Genomic DNA, 17,208 nt, shown 5'->3' on the forward strand with positions numbered 1-17,208 from the left:
CAATAATCTACACAAAACGTGTTGCTGATCTACACATATCGTGTAGGATTGCTCCGTCGCCCCAGTAACACGGCATTCCGCCGCGGGGCACGGAGACTCAGATGCGCGCCGTCACCGCTCGCCTCACCTGCCTGGCCCTCGCCGCCGCACTGGCCGCAGGCTGCGCCGTCACCGGCCAGCCCGCTGCAGAGCCCACCACCGCCACCGGTGAGAGCATCCCCGAACAGCTGTCGATCACCTCGCCGCGCTTCTGCGCCGCGCTGGCCGTCTACGAGCTGGCCACCGTCGACGACTGGAGCCTGCGCGCCGGCATCGCCCGCGCCGCCCTCAACGGCTTCGCCACCGCCGGCCATGTGCCGGACTGCGCCGAGGGTGTCGCCGCCGTCCTGATCCGCGACGAGTTCAGCGCCCGCCGCTGGCAGAACGCGCTCGACGCCGTGGACGCGGTCGACTCCGGCGACTACGCCCTGCCCGACTCCTGCGCCCGCGCCAACGCGGTGATGCCGGCCGATGCCGCTGCCTTCCCAGCCACCGCGCGCGCGCAGTGCGTCATGCATGGCCTGGCATTCGTTGAGGTGCAGCCGTGAGCGCGCCTGTCGAAGTGCTGGCAGCTATCGACGGATGCCTGGCCGGAACGCGTGAGGCTCTTCCCAGCATTCCCAAGAAGCATCGGGAGGAGTGCACGATGTTCATAGCCGAAATGGAACAAGCGCGCACAGCAGTCGCCGAGCTTTTCGAGAAAGGCCGCCAGCTCTCCGCCCACCTTGAGCACGCCATCGCGATCGCCAACGTCGGCAGCCCAGACACCGTGCACGTCCGTCACCCAATCCGCGTGGCGCTCGACCAGTTCGATGAGGCGCTGCGCGCCGCCGGCGGTGCCGCATGAGCTTCTACAAGACGAACGCTCCAGCAGTGCTGGCCGCATGGCACGAAGAAAGGCATGCCCGGGCGCAGCTGCAAGCCGAAATCGATGCATTCGCCGCGCGCTTCGGCGGTGAAGGCCTCATGTACGCCGAACCGGCCCGACTCGCCGGCATCAAGTTCACTCCGGCAAAGCCGCGCGATCTGTGGCGCGCACCGGATAGCAACGGACTGCAAATGCCTCGCAGCGCCCCGTTGAAGGGAGCGTCGCAGGAAACGAAGGCAGAACTGAAAGCCCTGACCGCTGAGTGGGCCTCGCACCTACCGAGCCGAAATATCGACAGCACGGCCGTTTACCGCGCCCTCGGGTTCAACAGCAGCATGGATTTCTTCATCGAAGGGCTGACGTTGTTCGTTCATGGCGGGTTTCTGTACGCCAGCACCCGCAAAGCCATGCCGTCGATGGTCGAGATCCTGGGCAGCGAATACGACGCAGCAGACACCGCCCACAGGGCGGCTGGCGGTGGCAAATGAGCCGCCAGTCCTACCGCCACACGGTGAAGGGCTTCCACAACGACGTGCAGCTCGCATGGTGCGATCGCTCCCGCAGCTGGCTGTTGCAGGTTCTGGTGCGCGGCGTGCCGGTGGCCTCGATCGTCGCAGGCCGCGTGCCGGGCATCGAGTTCGCCTCGCCTGAGCCTGACGTCGCCAAGGGCCACCACATCTACGTGCGCGGCGCCTTCATCGACCTGCCGGAAGACAGCTGGCGCGAGCTGAAGTGCTGGTACGAAGCGATCGCCGACGCCGTCGCGCCGGTGCCGCCCGTCGAAGACCTGCCCCGAAACCTGCCGCCCATCGCGCCGCCGCTGGCGCCCTACGCGCAGCGCGCGCACGCATGAGCACCAAGCAGACACCCGAACAGCGCGGCGCTGGCACGCGCCAAGAAGCCCGGTGCGCACCCGTGGCGCATCTGGCAAGGCACCGCGCACCAGGAACGCGCGGTCGCGCGCCGCACCGAAACCATCGTCCCCTACACCTCCAGGTTGATCACGAAGTGAGCGCACTCCACACCACCGCACAGGACGCACGCACCCATGGCTGACGGTTCGTTCGCTTTCAACTTCCCCCCTCCGCAGGTCTCGTGCCTGCGCCCGGGCGAGATCGTGGTGGACCTGTTCGCCGGCGGCGGCGGCGCCAGCGAGGCGCTGAAGCAGGCGCTGGGCATGGACCCGGCACTGGCCTACAACCACGACGAGTGGGCAATCGGCATGCACGCGGCTAACCATCCGCTGACCATCCACCACCGTGAGGACATCTGGCACGCCGACCCGCGGCGCGACGTCGCCGGCCGGCCAATCGGCTGGTTCCATGCCTCGCCGGACTGCACGCACTTCAGCCAGGCCAAGGGCGGCCAGCCGCGCAGCCACAAGACGCGGGCGCTCTCATGGGTCGCGCTGAAGTGGATCGGTCAGCTGCTACGTGCCGACTTGCGAGACGGCACGGACACCGCGCCGCGCATCCTGTCGCTGGAAAACGTGTGGCAGATCCTGACCTGGGGTCCTCTGGTGGCCAAGCGCTGCAAGGTGACCGGCCGCGTCCTGAAGATGGACGGCACGGTGGCGGCACGTGGCGAGCGCGTGCCGGTGGCGAATCAGCAGTTGGTGCCGGACAAGCGCCATAGTGGCCGCACCTGGCGTCAGTTCGTGGCTGCGCTGGAGTCGAAGGGCTACCGCGTCGAGTGGCGCAAGCTGACCGCCAGCGACTACGGCGCCGGCACCAGCCGCGAGCGACTGTTCCTGCTCGCGCGCCGCGATGGCGAGCCGATCGTGTGGCCGGCGCCGACGCACGGCACCGCACTGGGCCAGCAGCCGCGCGTGCGCGCCGCCGATTGCCTGGACTTCTCCCTGCCCTGCCCGTCGATCTTCACCCGCAGGCGGCCGCTCGCTGACGCCACGCTGCGCCGCATCGCCAAGGGTGTCATGCGCCACGTGCTGCAGTCGGCCGATCCTTTCATCGTGCCAGCCACGCACCAGGGCTCGGACCGGGTCAATGACGTGCAGGCGCCGCTGCCGACGATCACCGCCGCGAACCGCGGCGAGCTAATGCTGGTTGCACCGGAGCTGGCGCCGTTCATCACCGAGCACTCGAACGCCAGCAACCAGCGCACCATGCGCGCCGACGAACCGCTGCGCACGATCTGCGCCGGGGTGAAGGGCGGCCAGTTCTCGGCAGTGGCGCCGATCCTCGCAGGTGTCGGCGGCCGCGCCGGCCAGTCCGAGCCGCGCTCAGGTGCCGAACCGCTCTACACGATGACCACCAAGGCGGACACCGCGCTTGTGGCACCGGTGCTGGTGCAGACCGGCTACGGCGAACGCCAGGGGCAGGCACCACGCGCCCTAGACCTTCAGCAGCCGCTCGGCACTGTCGTTGCCGGCGGCGTAAAGCACGCGGCCGCATGCGCATTCCTCGAGCAGGCGAACGGCGGCTTCTACGAAGGCGGCGGCCGTGATGCACGCGACCCGATGAGCACCATCACCGCGACCGGCAGCCAGCAGCAGCTCGCGACCGCGCACGTGGTGACGCTGCGCAACAACACCCACGGGCAGGCAGCAGACGAGCCGCTGGGCACCGTGTGCGCCAGCACCGTGCACCACGGGATGATCGAGTGCACGCTGAGCGCCGAGCAGCAGGCCGGTGCGCTGCAGGTCGCCGCGTTCCTGGTGAAGTACTACGGCACCGGCATTGGCGTGGATCTGCGCGAGCCGCTGGATACCGCGACGACACGCGATCGCATGGCACTGGTCACGGTGGTGATCCAGGGCACGCCCTACGTCATCGTCGACATCGGCCTGCGCATGCTCAAGCCGCACGAGCTGTTCCGCGCGCAGGGCTTCCCCGCCACCTACCGGATCACGCACACCGCCGACGGGCGCGCCATCAGCACAAGCGCCGCGGTGCGCATGTGCGGCAACTCGGTCAGCCCGCCGCCGCTGGTCGCGCTGGCGCGAGCGAACCTCGACACGAAGCCGCTGCCTTTGCAGGTGGCCGCATGAGCCAGTCAAAGCTCCAGTCGTTCCTCGAGGCCAACGTCAGCACCGCGATCGGCTTTGCCATCTCGTGGGCCGTCACGCCTCCCTTCCTGGCCGCGTTCGGCTATTCGGTCGGCGCCGGCAAGGCCTTCGGGATCACCGCCGCCTATACGGTCATCTCAATCGTGCGCGGCTACCTGGTTCGCCGCGCGTTCAACCGCATGGAGGCACGCCGATGATCCACGTTGGCGACTGCCTCAGCATCCTGCCCACCCTGGCCGATGCCTCGGTCGACGCGATCGTCACTGACCCGCCCTACGGCCTGTCCTTCATGGGCAAGCGCTGGGACTACGACGTGCCCAGCACGGCCATATGGGCCGAGTGCCTGCGCGTCCTCAAGCCCGGCGGCCACCTACTGGCCTTTGCCGGCACCCGCACGCAGCACCGCATGGCCGTGCGCATTGAGGACGCAGGCTTCGAGATCCGCGACATGATCGCTTGGGTCTACGGCTCAGGATTCCCGAAGTCGCACAACGGCGAATGGGGCGGTACTGCACTGAAGCCGGCATTGGAGCCGATCACCATGGCGCGTAAGCCGCTGGTGGGCACCGTGGCAGCCAATGTCGCGATGCACGGCACCGGCGGCCTGAACATCGACGGATGCCGCATAGAGACGCTCGAGCACTTGGGTGGCGGAGCCTATGCGGTGAACGGCGGGCGCTCCGTGTCCCAAAGTCTCAGCCCCACCGGCATGAATCGGCAAGGTGCCACCGCGGGAGAGTTCCTACAGCCAGCCGGCCGCTGGCCTGCCAATCTGATCCACGACGGCAGCGCCGAAGTGCTGGCGGCGTTTCCGGATGCACCTGGGCAGATGGCAGATGCCAGCACACAGAGCGATCAACGGAAGACCCAGAACGTCTATGGCTCCATGCGGCGAGGCCGCGGTGACGAAGCGAGCGCTGACAGCGAGAACGCTGGTGCGGTCGGGTTCAAAATGCGCCCCGGCGCGCGGCGCGCGGACAGCGGGAGCGCGGCGCGCTTCTTCTACTGTGCCAAGGCGTCGCGCGCCGATCGGAATGATGGCCTGTACCTCGGCCACACCGCTGCCGTGCACGCCGAGGCAACCATGCGCGACTGCCAGAGCGCCGATTGGGCAGCAGGCAATGGCAACCATCACCCGACGGTGAAGCCCACTGACCTGATGCGCTACCTGTGCCGCCTGGTCACGCCGGCCGGCGGCACCGTGCTCGACCCCTTCACGGGCAGCGGCAGCACCGGCAAGGCAGCAGCGCTCGAGGGCTTCGCCTTCGTCGGTATCGAAATGGACCCGGCCTATGCCGCGATCGCGGAGGCACGCATCGCCGCCGCCATCGAAGCCGCTACACGTGACGCGGCGCTGCCGACGCAGATCGGCCTGCCGCTGGGAGACGTCGCATGACCATCGCCCTCCTCGGCCGCGGCCTCGACGCCATCGTGCAGCACGACCTCGCCGGCATGGCGCCGGACATCACCCCCGCTGCGCGCCTCCAGCGCTTCGAGAACGCCCGCCAGCTGCGCCGCAGCACGCAGTCGCCGGAAGCCCGCGAGATCGAACAGCTCCGCGAGCAGTTCGGCCGCCACTACCAGACCGCCTGGCGCAACGGCCAGCGCCCAGACCTCTCACAGCTGCCGCAGCAGTTCGCGGCGTTCCACACCGACACGGAGTGACCATGTTCTTTCGCAACCTCACCATGTTCCGCTTCCCCGCCTCCCTCGACCTGTCCGCCGTCGAGGAGCTGCTGCCGCAGTGCGCCCTCAAGCCTGTCGGCCCGCTGGAGATGGCCTCCCGCGGCTTCGTCTCGCCCTTCGGCCGCGAGGAGACCGAGCAGCTGTCACACCGGATCGGCGACTTCCTGTGGCTGGCCGTCGGCGGCCAGGACAAGATGCTGCCCGGCGCCGTCATCAACGACGCGCTCGAGCAGAAGTGCGCCGACATCGAGAAGAAGGAAGGCCGGCGCCCGGGCGGCAAAGCACGCAAGCGCCTCAAGGACGACATCATCCACGAGCTGCTGCCCAAGGCCTTCGTGCGAAACTCGCGCACTGACGTGATCCTCGACCTGGCACACGGCCTGGCCATCGTCGACACATCCAGCCGCAAGGTCGGCGAAAGCGTGGTGTCGGAGATCCGCGGAATGCTCGGCAGCTTCACGGCTCTGCCCCTCAACGCCGAGGTCGCGCCGCGCGCAGTGCTCACCGGCTGGATTGCCGGCGAGCCGCTGCCGGCATCGCTGAGCATTGGCGAGGAGGCCGAGTTGCGCGACCCGATCGAGGGCGGCGCCATCGTGAAGTGCCAGCACCAGGAGCTGCGCGGCGACGAGATCGAGAAGCACCTGGAAGCCGGCAAGCAGGTCACCAAGCTGGCGCTGGTGCTGGATGACAACCAGTCGTTCGTCCTGGGCGAGGATCTGGTGGTGCGCAAGTTCAAGCTGCTGGACGGCGCCATGGATCAACTGGACGCCGCAGAGGGCGATGGCCCGCGCGCCGAGCTGGATGCGCGCTTCGCGTTGCAGTCGGCTGAGATGCGCCGCCTGTTCCTGGTGCTCGAACAGGCGCTGCGCCTGTCGAAGGTGGAGGGCTGACCGATGAACGAAGCATTCGGAAATTCCGAACAGTTGGCACAGCCCGATGCGGCGGGCGGGCTGAACGAACAATCCGGCAATTCCGGACAGTTGCAGGCCGATGCGATGCGGGCTGAGTTTGAGGCGTGGGCAGCATCTCGGTTCTATAGCACTATCCGACACGCGCGCGATCTTGATCGTTACATGGTCGAGGAAGTTAATTGCATGTGGCGCGGGTGGCAATCATGCGCCATCGCCGCCCGCCAGCCGGTGGGGCAGGAGCCGTTCGCCTGGGCAACGCATCACGACGAACCGATGCTGTACCCGACTTTTGCAGAAGCCGCTGCTTACTGTGATGACGACGAACCGCCTATCCCGCTCTACACCGCCCCGCCCGCGCCTGCTGCTGTGCCGGCCCCTGACGTCTTGAGGACCATTGCTCAACTCAATCGCATGCGCATTGTGCTGCGCAATGCCAAGGCATACGTCGAGAACTTCACCTGCAAGTCGGCGCTGCCGCCCATACAGCAGAAGATGATCGGACAGATTGACGAGGTCATCGGCGCGCTCGCTCACGCCTGGCCTGCGGCGGCGGCGCTTGATGGGCCGCTGGCTGGAAAATACGGTCCCGTCCTGCGCCCCTTCGTCGCCATGATGGAGCGTGAGCTCCACGCCAACGCAGGCAAAGGCGACAGGCCAGGCTGGCTGAGCATGGACAGCAGCACCGCGCTGCTGGAGATTTACCACCACATGGGCAAGCTGCAGCAGGCGACGAAGAACGCCGACGAACCTGGCATTGTCGAGTACGCCGCCGACGTGGCCAACATGGCGATGATGCTGGTCGACGTGTGTGGGCTGCTGCCGGTCGATGATGCCACCCACCCCCAGCCGGCAGCGGCGTGTGTGGACCTAGTGCAATTCCGGCATCCGGTAGTGGCGTGGATTTATGCACTATCAGCCCAAGCCAAACAACAGGAGCGCGATGGTCACGCGGAAGCCTACAACCGCTCCATCATTCTGATCGAAAGGGGAAAGGTGTTGCTGGCCCTGATCGACCAGCAGGCCAAGCCGGCAGGCGAGGTGCAGCCGTGACCATACCCGCATCGCCTTTGTCCTGGCCGGCAGGCTGGAAGCGCACACCCGGTGGCCAGCGCGATAAGGCCCGGTTCGGCAAGGCCTCCCGCGCCCGCCCCGGCGGCAGCTGGGAGCATGGTCGGGAGTTGACCATCGCCGAGGGCGTCGAACGCGTGCGCCGCGAACTGCAGCGCATGGGCATCGACGACGCCGACCTGGTCATCAGCACCAACCTCGAGCTGCGACTCGACGGCCTGCCGCGGTCGAGCCAGCGAGAGCCGGCCGATCCTGGCGTCGCGGTTTACTGGCTGGACCGCTACGACAGGACGCAGCCACCCAAGTGCATGGCCATCGACCGCTACGACCGCGTGGCCGACAACCTGGCCGCGGTGGCCGCGACGCTTGATGCTATGCGCGCGATCGAGCGCCACGGAGGCGCGGCCATCCTTGAGCGGGCATTTGCAGGCTTCACCGCCCTGCCCGCACCCGTGGCGCCGTCCTGGCGCGAGATCCTGGACCCGTCCGACCCCGAGGGCAGCTACCGCCGGCTGCGCTCCCAGCACCACCCGGACCGCGCTGGCGGTGACGCTACCGAGTTCCAGCGCGTGCAGCGCGCATGGGACGCCTACCAGCAGGAGCGCGGCGGCAATGGCTGACGGCGACCGCTCCCTGCCCCGGCAGCCACGCAACAACGGGCTGGCTGTGGGCGGCCGGCCCATCCGCGTGCCGGTCGGCAAGGCCACAGTGCGCCAGTTGCTGAAGCGCCACCTCCTCGAGGAGGGCAAGCGCATCCAGGATCTGGCCGGGCCGTGGCAATGCTGCGTGCAGAACGTCTACGACCGACTGTCGCGCGGGCGCGTGCTGGCGCCGGGCCATATCGATGCCGCGATCGCGTTCCTGAGCCTGGACGAATTCGACGCAGCCGAGCTGCGCCTGCTGGGCGCGCGCGAGGCCGGCTGGAACATCGACACGAAGTATCTGCTGAAGGAGACACCCGATGCCTGACACCGAGACAGAGCTGCGCCTATTACCGATCAAGGACGTGCGCGCCAAGGTGGGCCTTAGCCCGGCGACGATCTACCGCCAGATGCAGGCCGGCAAGTTCCCCAAGCCGCACAAGGTGTGCTCGCGGTCGCTATGGCTGTCCACACAGCTGGACGCCTGGATCATCGAACAGACCGGATCGCAGAGTGTGGGGCAGAACATGGGGCACGCCGGCTGAGAAACGAAAAAAGCCCCGTTTTACGGGGGCTTTCTTCTTGACATTGGCGGAGCGAGAGGGATTCGAACCCTCGATAGAGCTTTTGACCCTATACTCCCTTAGCAGGGGAGCCCCTTCAGCCGCTCGGGCATCGCTCCAGTTTTTGCGTCCTGCCGCGGTGTCCGTTGCAGGCCGCGAAGAATACCGGGTAAGAGGGGCTAACGTAAACCCTTTATGACGATCAATTCGAAGAATCGTCGCCTTGATGCGCACCGGAAGCGACCGGCTCATCCCCACGCTGGATCCGCTGATAGATTTCCTCGCGGTGTACGGCAACATCTTTCGGTGCGGTGATGCCGATACGCACCTGATTGCCCTTGACGCCGAGTACGGTCACAGTGACCGAGTCGCCGATCATCAAGGTTTCGCCTACCCGGCGAGTGAGGATCAACATTTTGCAAATCTCCTGGAACCGGTGGGTTTCCCACCAGCATCGGCGGCCGACTGACGAGGCGCGCCCTAGGTAAAGGGAATAGACCGGAAATGGTAGCGGGACACCCTGCCAAGCAGCAAGGCATACCAGGACAAGTGTTCAGCCCAAGTGTTGCTTGACCCAGGAGGGCACGCCTTCCAGCGCGGTCGCAAGGGCGGGACCATCCTCGCCACCACCCTGGGCGAGATCCGGACGACCACCGCCCTTGCCTCCGATCTGACTGGCGATATGCCCGAGGAGTTCCCCCGCCTTCACCTTGCCAGTTGGGCTGCCGTTCACGCCGGCAACGAGCGCAACCTTGCCGGCAGCCGCGCTTGCCAACACGATGACCGAATCGCCCAACTGCTGCTTGAGGCGATCCATCGCATCGCGCAACGCCTTGGCATCGAAGCCCTCCAGACGCACGGCGACCACCTTGACGCCCGCCACATCGACCGCGCTGGAACCCAGGTCTGCAGTTGCGCCGGAGGCCAGCTTGGCCTTGAGCGACTCCAGCTCACGCTCGAGCCGCTTCTGCCGTTCGGTGAGCGCGCGAACCTTGTCGACCACCTCGGTGGCATTACCGCCGAGCAGGCTGGCCGCCTCAAGCAGACGTCGTTCCTCATCGGCGACATGGTCCAGCGCGCCCTGCCCGGTCACTGCCTCGATGCGACGCACACCCGAGGACACACCGCCCTCGGAGGTGATCTTGAACAAGCCGATGTCGCCGGTGCGGGTGACATGGGTGCCGCCGCAGAGCTCGGTGGAATAACCGCCCATCTTCAGCACGCGCACGTTCTCGCCGTACTTTTCGCCGAACAGCGCCATCGCGCCGAAATCCAGCGCCTCCTGCATGGCCATGTTGTGCACTTCCACGCTGTGGTTGGTGCGCACCTCGGCGTTGACCTTGCGTTCGATCACGGCGAGCTCTTCGGGTGTGATCGGCTGGAAGTGCGAGAAGTCGAACCGCAAGCGGTCCGGTGCAACCAGCGAGCCCTTCTGCTGCACGTGGGTGCCCAGCACCTCGCGCAGGGCCGCATGCAGCAGATGCGTGGCCGAGTGGTTGAGGATGGTCTTGCCGCGACGCTGCACGTCGATGCCGCCTGCCAGCACATCGCCCAATGCCAGCGCACCCTCGGTGATGCGCCCGACATGGCCATGGAACTGGCCGGCAAACTTCTGGGTGTCAGTGATCTCGATGGAGACATCGCTACCGCTCAGCTGGCCGCTATCGCCGACTTGACCACCGGACTCGGCATAGAACGGCGTGCGGTCGGTGAACACGATGACCTCGTCGCCGGCTTCCGCGCGTTCAACTGGACGGCCCTGCTTGAGCAACGCCACGACCTTGAGTGCATCGGCATCGTAGGCCTCGTAGCCCAGAAACACCGTCGGCGACATGGTGGCGACCAGATCGGCCGGCAATGCGACGCCGCCACCGAACTTGCCGGCGGCACGCGCGGTCTCGCGCTGACGCTCCATGGCGAACTCGAAGCCCTCCATGTCCACGCGCAAGCCGCGCTCGCGTGCGATGTCGGAGGTCAGATCGACCGGGAACCCGTAGGTATCGAAAAGGCGGAACGCATCGGCGCCGGGAATCACTTCCTGCGCGCGCGCGGCAACGTCGTCGAAGATCTTCATGCCGGCGTCCAGCGTCTCGGCAAAGCGCTCTTCCTCGGCCAACAACGCGCGCGCCACGGTCTCCCGCGCGACCACCAGTTCGGGATAGGCCTCGCCCATCAGCTCGACCAGGGTCGGCACCATCTTGCTGAAGAACGGCTGGCGTACCCCCAGCATCCAGCCGTGGCGCAGCGCACGCCGGATGATCCGACGCAGCACATAGCCACGGCCTTCGTTGGACGGCAGCACACCGTCGACGATCAGGAACGAACAGGCGCGGATGTGGTCGGCGATCACCCGCAGCGACTTGTTCTCCAGATCGGTGACGCCGGTCAGCGCGCTGGCCTTGCCGATCAAGGCCTGGAACAGATCGATCTCGTAGTTGGTATGCACGTGCTGCAGGATCGCAGCCAGGCGCTCCAGGCCCATGCCGGTATCCACGCACGGGGCCGGCAACGGCACCAGGGTGCCGTCGGGCTGGCGGTCGAACTGCATGAACACCAGGTTCCAGATCTCGATGAAGCGGTCGCCATCCTCGTCCGGGGAGCCCGGGGGGCCTCCGGCGATGTGGTCGCCGTGGTCGAAGAAGATCTCGGTGCACGGGCCGCACGGGCCGGTATCGGCCATCTGCCAGAAGTTGTCCGACGCGTACGGCGCACCCTTGTTGTCGCCGATGCGCACGATGCGGCTTTCCGGAATGCCGATCATGTCGCGCCACAGCGCGAAGGCTTCTTCGTCGGTGTGATAGACGGTGACCAGCAGCCGCTCGGCCGGCAGCTTCCAGACCTGGGTCAGCAGCTCCCAGGCCCAGCTGATGGCGTCCTTCTTGAAGTAGTCGCCGAACGACCAGTTCCCCAGCATCTCGAAGAAGGTGTGATGGCGCGCGGTGTAGCCCACCGAATCCAGATCGTTGTGCTTGCCGCCGGCACGCAGGCAGCGCTGCACGTCGGCCGCGCGGACGTAGCTGCGCTTCTCCGCGCCGAGGAAGACGTCCTTGAACTGGACCATGCCGGAGTTGGTGAACAGCAAGGTCGGGTCGTTGCCCGGCACCAGCGGCGCGGATGGCACGATGGTGTGGCCCTTCCTCTCGAAGAACGCGAGGAAGTCACTACGGATCTGGGAAGTGCTGAATTTGGCAGGTGCGTTCATGTGCTGGCATTGGGCGGGCGGCAGTCCCGGTCACCCAATGAGATGTGGGCGCAGATGAGCGGAACAACCTGAAACCACGAAGGGTAGCAGGCCTGACGCCCTCAGTCCTCAAGGTCGAAGCGCGTGGCGCTACGAATGCTGTTGCCATCGAAACCACGCCGGGCCAGCAGATCGGCGGCCTTGCGCCGCTGCGGCAGATCGGTGGGGCCCTGGTCGCCAAAGCGACGCCGGATCAGATCGCGCGCGTTTTCGGTCCAGTCGCCCTCAAATGTCGCCATTGCGGCGCTGATGGCATCGCTGTCCAGACCATGGGTTCCCAACTCTGCGCGGATATGCAGTGGGCCGTAGCCCGAGCCTGCACGAGTGCGCACGACCGAGGCCGCAAAACGGGTGTCGTCCTGCCACCCCTCGTCAGCCAGGCGCTCCACGGCCGCCTGTGCAGCGTCCGGCTCGATACCGCGGGCCAGCAGCTTGCGGTTCAATTCCTTGCGCGAATGCTCACGCCGCACCAGCAATCCCAGTGCGCGTTGTACTGGCGTCTGCTCCTTAAAGCGGCGTCCCCGCTTTGGCGCGGGCTGTTGCTCGTCCATCGTGGGTGTCCCGAGTACCAAAACCACACAGCATCAATGCGCCGTCCGTGGCGCCTGCCCTCCTGGCCTTCAATAGATCTACCGCGGGAAGCGACGGCACTGACTCCGCCGTCCCCGCGATAGAAAACCTGCCACAGCCGTCAGTGCTGCCGTTCTGCCATCAGGCGGACGCGGCCGGTAGGCAAAACCGGGGTGGCCCCACGCGGACGTCACGGTTCGCACTGCTGCCGAGACACCTGCCTGATGACGGCTGGGCTCGCACTGCCTGGCTGCTGTTATTCCTTCTCGACGTCGTCGCCGGCTTCGCGTGGCGCTTCGGCCGGCTGGAACTTCTCACGCAGCTCGGCTTCCAGCCGCACTGCAACCTGCGGGTTGTCGCGCAGATAGCCACGCGCGTTGTCCTTGCCCTGCCCGATGCGTTCTTCGCCGTAGCTGTACCAGGCGCCGGCCTTCTCGACCAGCTTGGCTTCTACGCCCATGTCGATCAGCTCACCCTCGCGGCTGATGCCTTCGCCGTAGAGGATTTCGGTCACGACCTGCTTGAACGGAGGCGCCAGCTTGTTCTTGACCACCTTGATCTTGGTCTGGTTGCCGATGATTTCGTCGCCCTTCTTGATCGCGCCGATGCGACGGATGTCCAGACGGACCGATGCGTAGAACTTCAGCGCATTGCCGCCGGTGGTCACTTCCGGGCTCTGGCCCGGCATCATTACGCCGATCTTGTGGCGCAGCTGGTTGATGAAGACCACCAGCGTGTTGGAACGCTTGATATTGCCGGTCAGCTTGCGCAGCGCCTGGCTCATCAGGCGGGCCTGCAGGCCCGGCAGCTGGTCACCCATTTCGCCTTCGATTTCCGCCTTCGGAGTCAGCGCGGCGACCGAGTCGACCACCACGATGTCCACCGAACCGGAACGCACCAGCATGTCGGCGATTTCCAGCGCCTGTTCGCCGGTGTCCGGCTGCGACAGCAGCAGGTCGTCGACATTGACGCCCAGCTTGGCGGCGTAGATCGGGTCCAGCGCATGCTCGGCGTCGATGAAGGCAGCGGTGCCTCCCTTCTTCTGGCATTCGGCAATCGCCTGCAGGGTCAGGGTGGTCTTGCCCGACGATTCCGGACCATAGATCTCCACCACGCGGCCCTTGGGCAGGCCGCCGATCCCCAGTGCGATGTCCAACATCAGCGAGCCGGTCGGAATGACTTCGACGGCCTCGATCACACGGTCGCCCATGCGCATCACCGAGCCCTTTCCGAATTGCTTCTCGATCTGGCTCAGTGCGGCGGAAAGGGCGCGCTTCTTGTTCTCATCCATCTGGGTGATCCTTGTCAGTGATTTCGGTGTAGGGCTAATGTAACGGCGGTGTATCGCACAGGCTGAGACTGGCTGCGACACACTCAGATTAGGGAGGTGGCCATGGCGATGGCAGCGGGAAATCCTGCGGCACCGGCTCGGGATAACGCCAGTGGGGCCATCGGCGCAGTACTCAACGATTCGGCCTCAACAGCCCGCAGTACAGGCCCTCGATCGCGAAATCCTGATCTGGCAACACTTCGATCGGCGCGTAGTCCGGGTTGCGCGGCAGCAGGCGGATGCGGTCCTTGCCGATCTTCAACAGCTTGACCGTGATCTCCTCATCGATGCGCGCCACCACGATCTGCCCCGAGCGCGCGTCGCGGGTGCGGTGCACCCCGATCAGGTCGCCGTTGAAGATGCCTTCGTCGCGCATCGAGTCGCCCTGCACCTTGAGCAGATAGTCCGGCGACGGCGAGAAGAACACCCGGTCCAGCACCACGAAGTCGTCCGAGCCGATATCCGCGCCGATCGGCAGGCCTGCCGCCACGCGCCCCAGCACCGGCAGGCGCAGCACATCATCGCGCACCGGCTCGTTTGCAGCGGCAGGCGGGGTGCGCGGCTGGGCGCCCTGCCCGGCCAGGCGAATGCCGCGGGCCTGGCCGGGGACGCGACGGATCGCACCGGCCTGCTCCAATGCCTCCAGATGGTATTGCGCGCCGCGCACACCCTTGAAGCCGAAGGCGCGCGCGATCTCGGTCTGCGAGGGCGGTACACCGTCGGCATCGATGCGCTCGGCGATCAAGGCCAGGATTGCTTGCTGGGTATCGGTCAGGTCCATGGTTAGTAGTATTACTACTAACTGACGCCTGCGCAATAGCCGCGTCGTGCCCCATGCGCAGTCCGGCAATCGGGGGTCAGCATGTGCCGCGTCTAGCGGCGGCTGCGCCAGATGGAGAACAGGATCCAGACGCCGCAGATGGCTGCGCCGATGAAACCGCCGACGCCCAACGCGAGCAGCCAGCGGCTGGCACTGCCACCGACACTGTTCATGACGATCGACGAGCCGATCACCAGCGCGGCAGTCACGATCCCCATGGTGAGCCGGTTGGCCGCGCGATCGACCTGCTCGCCAAACTCGCGCAATGCACGCGTCTCGATCTGCAGTTGCAGCTTGCCGCGCCGTGCGGCCTGCAGCAGCCGTTTGAGATCGCGTGGCAGATCGCCGATCAGGTCGATTGCGCCGGTCACGGTGCGACGGCTGCGCCGCAGCATTGCGCTGGGTGCATAACGCTGCAGCACCACGCGTTCGAGATACGGGCGCGCCTCGGTGGCCATGTCGAAATCCGGATCGAGCTGGCGGCCCATGCCTTCGAGCGTGAGAAACGCCTTGATCATCAACGCCAGATCCGACGGCAGGGTCAGCCCGTGATCGCGCAAGATCGAGGTGACATCGCCCAGCATCGCGCCGATGCGCAGCTCCTTCAGCGGCACCCCGCGGTACTCGTCGACGAAGGCACCGATATCCTGCTGCAGCCGCGACTCATCGATCTCCAGGCTGGTACCGGCCCATTCCAGCAGTACGTCGATGACCGCTTCGGCGTCGTAGCTGACCATGCCATGCAGCAGTTGCGCGACCTGGAAGCGGCGCTGCTCGGAAACGCGCCCGACCATGCCGAAATCGATGACGGCGATGCGCCCGTCGCGCAGATAAAAAATGTTGCCCGGATGCGGGTCGGCGTGGAAACAGCCATCCTGCAGCACCATCTTCAGCACGATCCCGGCGCCGGTGCGTGCGAGCGCCTTGCGGTCCAGGCCGGCCGCATCCACGGCGACCAGGTCCCGCCCCGGGATGCCGTCGATGAATTCCTGCACGTTGAGCGATTCGCAGGTCCACTGCCAATAGACAGACGGCACCACCACCTGGGGGTCGTTGACGAAATTGGCTGCGATGCGCTCGGCATTGCGGCACTCGGCGGCGAAATCGAGTTCACGCCGCAGGGAGACGGTGAACTGCTGCACCACCTCGGCGGGGCGATAGCGCTTGAGATCGGGGGCACGCGTTTCCACGATTTCCGCCAGGCGTGCCAACAGGCGCAGATCCGCATCGATGACATCGCCAATGCCGGGGCGGCGGATCTTCAATACCACCGGCGTGCCATCGGCCAGCCAGGCGCGATGCGTCTGCGCCAGCGATGCCGCAGCCAGAGGCTGCTCGTCCAGGCGTGCGAACACGCTTTCCGGCTCCGCGCCCAGGGCTGCGACCAGTTGCGGGCGGATCTGTTCGAACGGCAGCGCAGGCACCGCGTTCTGCAGCTCACTCAGCTCCTCGATCCACTCCGGCGGCAGCAGGTCCACACGCGTGGCCAGCACCTGCCCCAGCTTGACGAAGGTCGGCCCGAGTTCCTCGAGCGCGCGCCGCACCCGCGTCGCGGCGGACATGCGCAGGCGGCCCTCGGCGTTATGCCAGTGCAGCAGCTTGCCGGCACGTTCGAGCACGTCGGCAAGCCCGATGCGCCGCACCACATCGCCGAATCCGTAACGGATCAGCACCGCGGCGATTTCCTGCAGCCGCCCCAGGTCCCGAACGGTGCCGAGCGCTTCCCACATCAGCACACCGCCTGCGATCGCGCTGCGGCAACAGGACAAATGGCGTTAACGTGCATCGCTGCATGTGTGCCGTCGCTGCGCGCACCCATTGAGGATGCACGACCACGCGCAACCGCCAGGGCGGCATGATCGCTTGCGCACACGATGGCGCACCGAGCGGCCGCCTCCGGCATCGGTTGCCTGCCGGATGCGCGCAGGCCATCGGGCAACACCGGGACATCGCCAGCAGATCGGCACGGTACGGACAAAAACAACGCATGAGCAAACAGCGGAAGCATCGGCATGCGGGTTGAAGACGGGACCTTGTTTGTAGCCGATCTGCACCAGCCTGTCGCGTCATGGACGTTTGCCGGCTTAGCCGAGGTTGCGCCTACGCTTGCATCCTGGTGGCTTGGCAAAGGCGTGCCCAGGTCTTCGAGCCTTCATCCCGTAACCGCAAGGTCACCCCATACGTGCGCGGCGCGCCCAGACAATCACGACTGCCGGGCAGCAGCGGATCGCGGCCATACGCGATATCTGTGTAGCTGAGCCCGCCCTGCCGCATCAGGCCTGGGATGACGCCCTGCCGCAGCAGTTCGGTATCGATGCCGCGCGACACCACGCTGGGAATGGCACCCACCAGGAGCTGGTTGCGAGGAAATGACTGCGCTGAAAGTCGCTGAAGTCCTGGTAGAACAGCGCGGCATTGAGCAGACGGTTGTCACCTAGCCAGCTGG

20 protein-coding genes and 1 tRNA gene are annotated in these 17,208 nt (G+C 66.3%); 13 read left to right on the plus strand and 8 right to left on the minus strand.

Annotated features, from left to right (window positions below):
* Positions 1-101 precede the first annotated feature (101 nt).
* The 13 genes from AC1KVE_RS12870 (at position 102) to AC1KVE_RS12930 (ending at position 8,783) form a co-directional block, all read left to right on the plus strand.
* On the plus strand, positions 102-587 hold the full coding sequence (locus AC1KVE_RS12870; protein ID WP_481092270.1) for a hypothetical protein: 486 nt from the start codon (positions 102-104) through the stop codon (positions 585-587).
* Positions 584-886 (plus strand): hypothetical protein, encoded by a 303-nt coding sequence (locus AC1KVE_RS12875; protein WP_481092269.1) that lies wholly within the window; start codon positions 584-586, stop codon positions 884-886. Before AC1KVE_RS12870 ends, AC1KVE_RS12875 begins: the two co-directional genes overlap by 4 nt.
* Positions 883-1,395 (plus strand): hypothetical protein, encoded by a 513-nt coding sequence (locus AC1KVE_RS12880; protein WP_481092268.1) that lies wholly within the window; start codon positions 883-885, stop codon positions 1,393-1,395. The genes AC1KVE_RS12875 and AC1KVE_RS12880 overlap by 4 nt, the downstream gene beginning before the upstream one ends.
* Positions 1,392-1,760, plus strand: a complete 369-nt coding sequence (locus tag AC1KVE_RS12885; RefSeq protein ID WP_481092267.1) for a hypothetical protein — start codon at positions 1,392-1,394, stop codon at positions 1,758-1,760. The genes AC1KVE_RS12880 and AC1KVE_RS12885 overlap by 4 nt, the downstream gene beginning before the upstream one ends.
* Positions 1,761-1,955: 195 nt before the next feature.
* Positions 1,956-3,914: a DNA cytosine methyltransferase gene (locus AC1KVE_RS12890; RefSeq protein ID WP_481092266.1), complete on the plus strand. Its 1,959-nt coding sequence runs from the start codon at positions 1,956-1,958 to the stop codon at positions 3,912-3,914.
* Positions 3,911-4,129: a DUF7220 family protein gene (locus AC1KVE_RS12895; protein WP_481092265.1), complete on the plus strand. Its 219-nt coding sequence runs from the start codon at positions 3,911-3,913 to the stop codon at positions 4,127-4,129. Before AC1KVE_RS12890 ends, AC1KVE_RS12895 begins: the two co-directional genes overlap by 4 nt.
* A complete protein-coding gene (locus AC1KVE_RS12900) occupies positions 4,126-5,328 on the plus strand; it encodes a DNA-methyltransferase (protein ID WP_481092264.1) in 1,203 nt (400 codons plus the stop codon). The genes AC1KVE_RS12895 and AC1KVE_RS12900 overlap by 4 nt, the downstream gene beginning before the upstream one ends.
* Positions 5,325-5,597 (plus strand): hypothetical protein, encoded by a 273-nt coding sequence (locus AC1KVE_RS12905; protein ID WP_481092263.1) that lies wholly within the window; start codon positions 5,325-5,327, stop codon positions 5,595-5,597. The genes AC1KVE_RS12900 and AC1KVE_RS12905 overlap by 4 nt, the downstream gene beginning before the upstream one ends.
* A 2-nt stretch (positions 5,598-5,599) precedes the next feature.
* Positions 5,600-6,508, plus strand: coding sequence for a recombination-associated protein RdgC (locus tag AC1KVE_RS12910; RefSeq protein ID WP_481092262.1), 909 nt, complete (start codon positions 5,600-5,602; stop codon positions 6,506-6,508).
* Positions 6,509-6,511: 3 nt separating this feature from the next.
* Entirely contained in the window at positions 6,512-7,579 is a 1,068-nt protein-coding gene (locus tag AC1KVE_RS12915) for a hypothetical protein (protein WP_481092261.1), read from the plus strand.
* Positions 7,576-8,217, plus strand: a complete 642-nt coding sequence (locus tag AC1KVE_RS12920; protein WP_481093059.1) for a J domain-containing protein — start codon at positions 7,576-7,578, stop codon at positions 8,215-8,217. The genes AC1KVE_RS12915 and AC1KVE_RS12920 overlap by 4 nt, the downstream gene beginning before the upstream one ends.
* The gene (locus AC1KVE_RS12925) at positions 8,210-8,566 is read left to right on the plus strand and encodes a hypothetical protein (RefSeq protein WP_481092259.1); all 357 of its coding nucleotides are present in this window, start codon (positions 8,210-8,212) and stop codon (positions 8,564-8,566) included. The genes AC1KVE_RS12920 and AC1KVE_RS12925 overlap by 8 nt, the downstream gene beginning before the upstream one ends.
* Positions 8,559-8,783, plus strand: a complete 225-nt coding sequence (locus tag AC1KVE_RS12930) for a helix-turn-helix transcriptional regulator (RefSeq protein WP_115530211.1) — start codon at positions 8,559-8,561, stop codon at positions 8,781-8,783. The genes AC1KVE_RS12925 and AC1KVE_RS12930 overlap by 8 nt, the downstream gene beginning before the upstream one ends.
* Before the next feature lie 44 nt (positions 8,784-8,827).
* On the opposite strand, the gene AC1KVE_RS12935 is transcribed toward AC1KVE_RS12930, so the two are convergent.
* The 8 genes from AC1KVE_RS12935 to AC1KVE_RS12970 all read right to left on the minus strand — a co-directional run bounded on the left by AC1KVE_RS12935 (position 8,828) and on the right by AC1KVE_RS12970 (position 17,111).
* A tRNA-Ser gene (locus AC1KVE_RS12935) sits at positions 8,828-8,920 on the minus strand.
* 83 nt (positions 8,921-9,003) lie between these two features.
* The gene (gene csrA / locus AC1KVE_RS12940; protein ID WP_024939585.1) at positions 9,004-9,216 is read right to left on the minus strand and encodes a carbon storage regulator CsrA; all 213 of its coding nucleotides are present in this window, start codon (positions 9,214-9,216) and stop codon (positions 9,004-9,006) included.
* A 138-nt stretch (positions 9,217-9,354) separates the two neighbouring features.
* Complete coding sequence (alaS, locus tag AC1KVE_RS12945) at positions 9,355-12,003, minus strand: alanine--tRNA ligase (RefSeq protein ID WP_481092258.1); 2,649 nt, start codon at positions 12,001-12,003, stop codon at positions 9,355-9,357.
* 101 nt (positions 12,004-12,104) lie between these two features.
* Entirely contained in the window at positions 12,105-12,593 is a 489-nt protein-coding gene (gene recX / locus AC1KVE_RS12950) for a recombination regulator RecX (RefSeq protein WP_046342362.1), read from the minus strand.
* A 275-nt stretch (positions 12,594-12,868) separates the two neighbouring features.
* The gene (gene recA / locus AC1KVE_RS12955; RefSeq protein WP_016904265.1) at positions 12,869-13,903 is read right to left on the minus strand and encodes a recombinase RecA; all 1,035 of its coding nucleotides are present in this window, start codon (positions 13,901-13,903) and stop codon (positions 12,869-12,871) included.
* Positions 13,904-14,075: 172 nt separating this feature from the next.
* Positions 14,076-14,723: a transcriptional repressor LexA gene (lexA, locus tag AC1KVE_RS12960; RefSeq protein ID WP_047128572.1), complete on the minus strand. Its 648-nt coding sequence runs from the start codon at positions 14,721-14,723 to the stop codon at positions 14,076-14,078.
* Positions 14,724-14,815: 92 nt separating this feature from the next.
* Entirely contained in the window at positions 14,816-16,492 is a 1,677-nt protein-coding gene (gene ubiB, locus AC1KVE_RS12965) for a 2-polyprenylphenol 6-hydroxylase (protein ID WP_024939581.1), read from the minus strand.
* A 370-nt stretch (positions 16,493-16,862) separates the two neighbouring features.
* Positions 16,863-17,111: a hypothetical protein gene (locus AC1KVE_RS12970; RefSeq protein WP_481092257.1), complete on the minus strand. Its 249-nt coding sequence runs from the start codon at positions 17,109-17,111 to the stop codon at positions 16,863-16,865.
* Between the last annotated feature and the right edge of the window lie 97 nt (positions 17,112-17,208).

The sequence above is a fragment of the Xanthomonas sp. NCPPB 2864 genome (assembly GCF_056675615.1).

Bases quoted from the DNA above. Each gene is read 5' to 3' on its own strand.
- recX (WP_046342362.1), bottom strand. From the start codon at position 12,593: ATGGACGAGCAACAGCCCGCGCCAAAGCGGGGACGCCGCTTTAAGGAG.
- AC1KVE_RS12880 (WP_481092268.1), top strand. From the start codon at position 883: ATGAGCTTCTACAAGACGAACGCTCCAGCAGTGCTGGCCGCATGGCAC.
- lexA (WP_047128572.1), bottom strand. From the start codon at position 14,723: ATGGACCTGACCGATACCCAGCAAGCAATCCTGGCCTTGATCGCCGAG.
- AC1KVE_RS12930 (WP_115530211.1), top strand. From the start codon at position 8,559: ATGCCTGACACCGAGACAGAGCTGCGCCTATTACCGATCAAGGACGTG.
- AC1KVE_RS12925 (WP_481092259.1), top strand. From the start codon at position 8,210: ATGGCTGACGGCGACCGCTCCCTGCCCCGGCAGCCACGCAACAACGGG.
- AC1KVE_RS12900 (WP_481092264.1), top strand. From the start codon at position 4,126: ATGATCCACGTTGGCGACTGCCTCAGCATCCTGCCCACCCTGGCCGAT.
- AC1KVE_RS12915 (WP_481092261.1), top strand. From the start codon at position 6,512: ATGAACGAAGCATTCGGAAATTCCGAACAGTTGGCACAGCCCGATGCG.
- AC1KVE_RS12870 (WP_481092270.1), top strand. From the start codon at position 102: ATGCGCGCCGTCACCGCTCGCCTCACCTGCCTGGCCCTCGCCGCCGCA.
- AC1KVE_RS12895 (WP_481092265.1), top strand. From the start codon at position 3,911: ATGAGCCAGTCAAAGCTCCAGTCGTTCCTCGAGGCCAACGTCAGCACC.
- AC1KVE_RS12890 (WP_481092266.1), top strand. From the start codon at position 1,956: ATGGCTGACGGTTCGTTCGCTTTCAACTTCCCCCCTCCGCAGGTCTCG.
- recA (WP_016904265.1), bottom strand. From the start codon at position 13,903: ATGGATGAGAACAAGAAGCGCGCCCTTTCCGCCGCACTGAGCCAGATC.
- AC1KVE_RS12885 (WP_481092267.1), top strand. From the start codon at position 1,392: ATGAGCCGCCAGTCCTACCGCCACACGGTGAAGGGCTTCCACAACGAC.
- alaS (WP_481092258.1), bottom strand. From the start codon at position 12,003: ATGAACGCACCTGCCAAATTCAGCACTTCCCAGATCCGTAGTGACTTC.
- AC1KVE_RS12905 (WP_481092263.1), top strand. From the start codon at position 5,325: ATGACCATCGCCCTCCTCGGCCGCGGCCTCGACGCCATCGTGCAGCAC.
- ubiB (WP_024939581.1), bottom strand. From the start codon at position 16,492: ATGTGGGAAGCGCTCGGCACCGTTCGGGACCTGGGGCGGCTGCAGGAA.
- AC1KVE_RS12910 (WP_481092262.1), top strand. From the start codon at position 5,600: ATGTTCTTTCGCAACCTCACCATGTTCCGCTTCCCCGCCTCCCTCGAC.
- csrA (WP_024939585.1), bottom strand. From the start codon at position 9,216: ATGTTGATCCTCACTCGCCGGGTAGGCGAAACCTTGATGATCGGCGAC.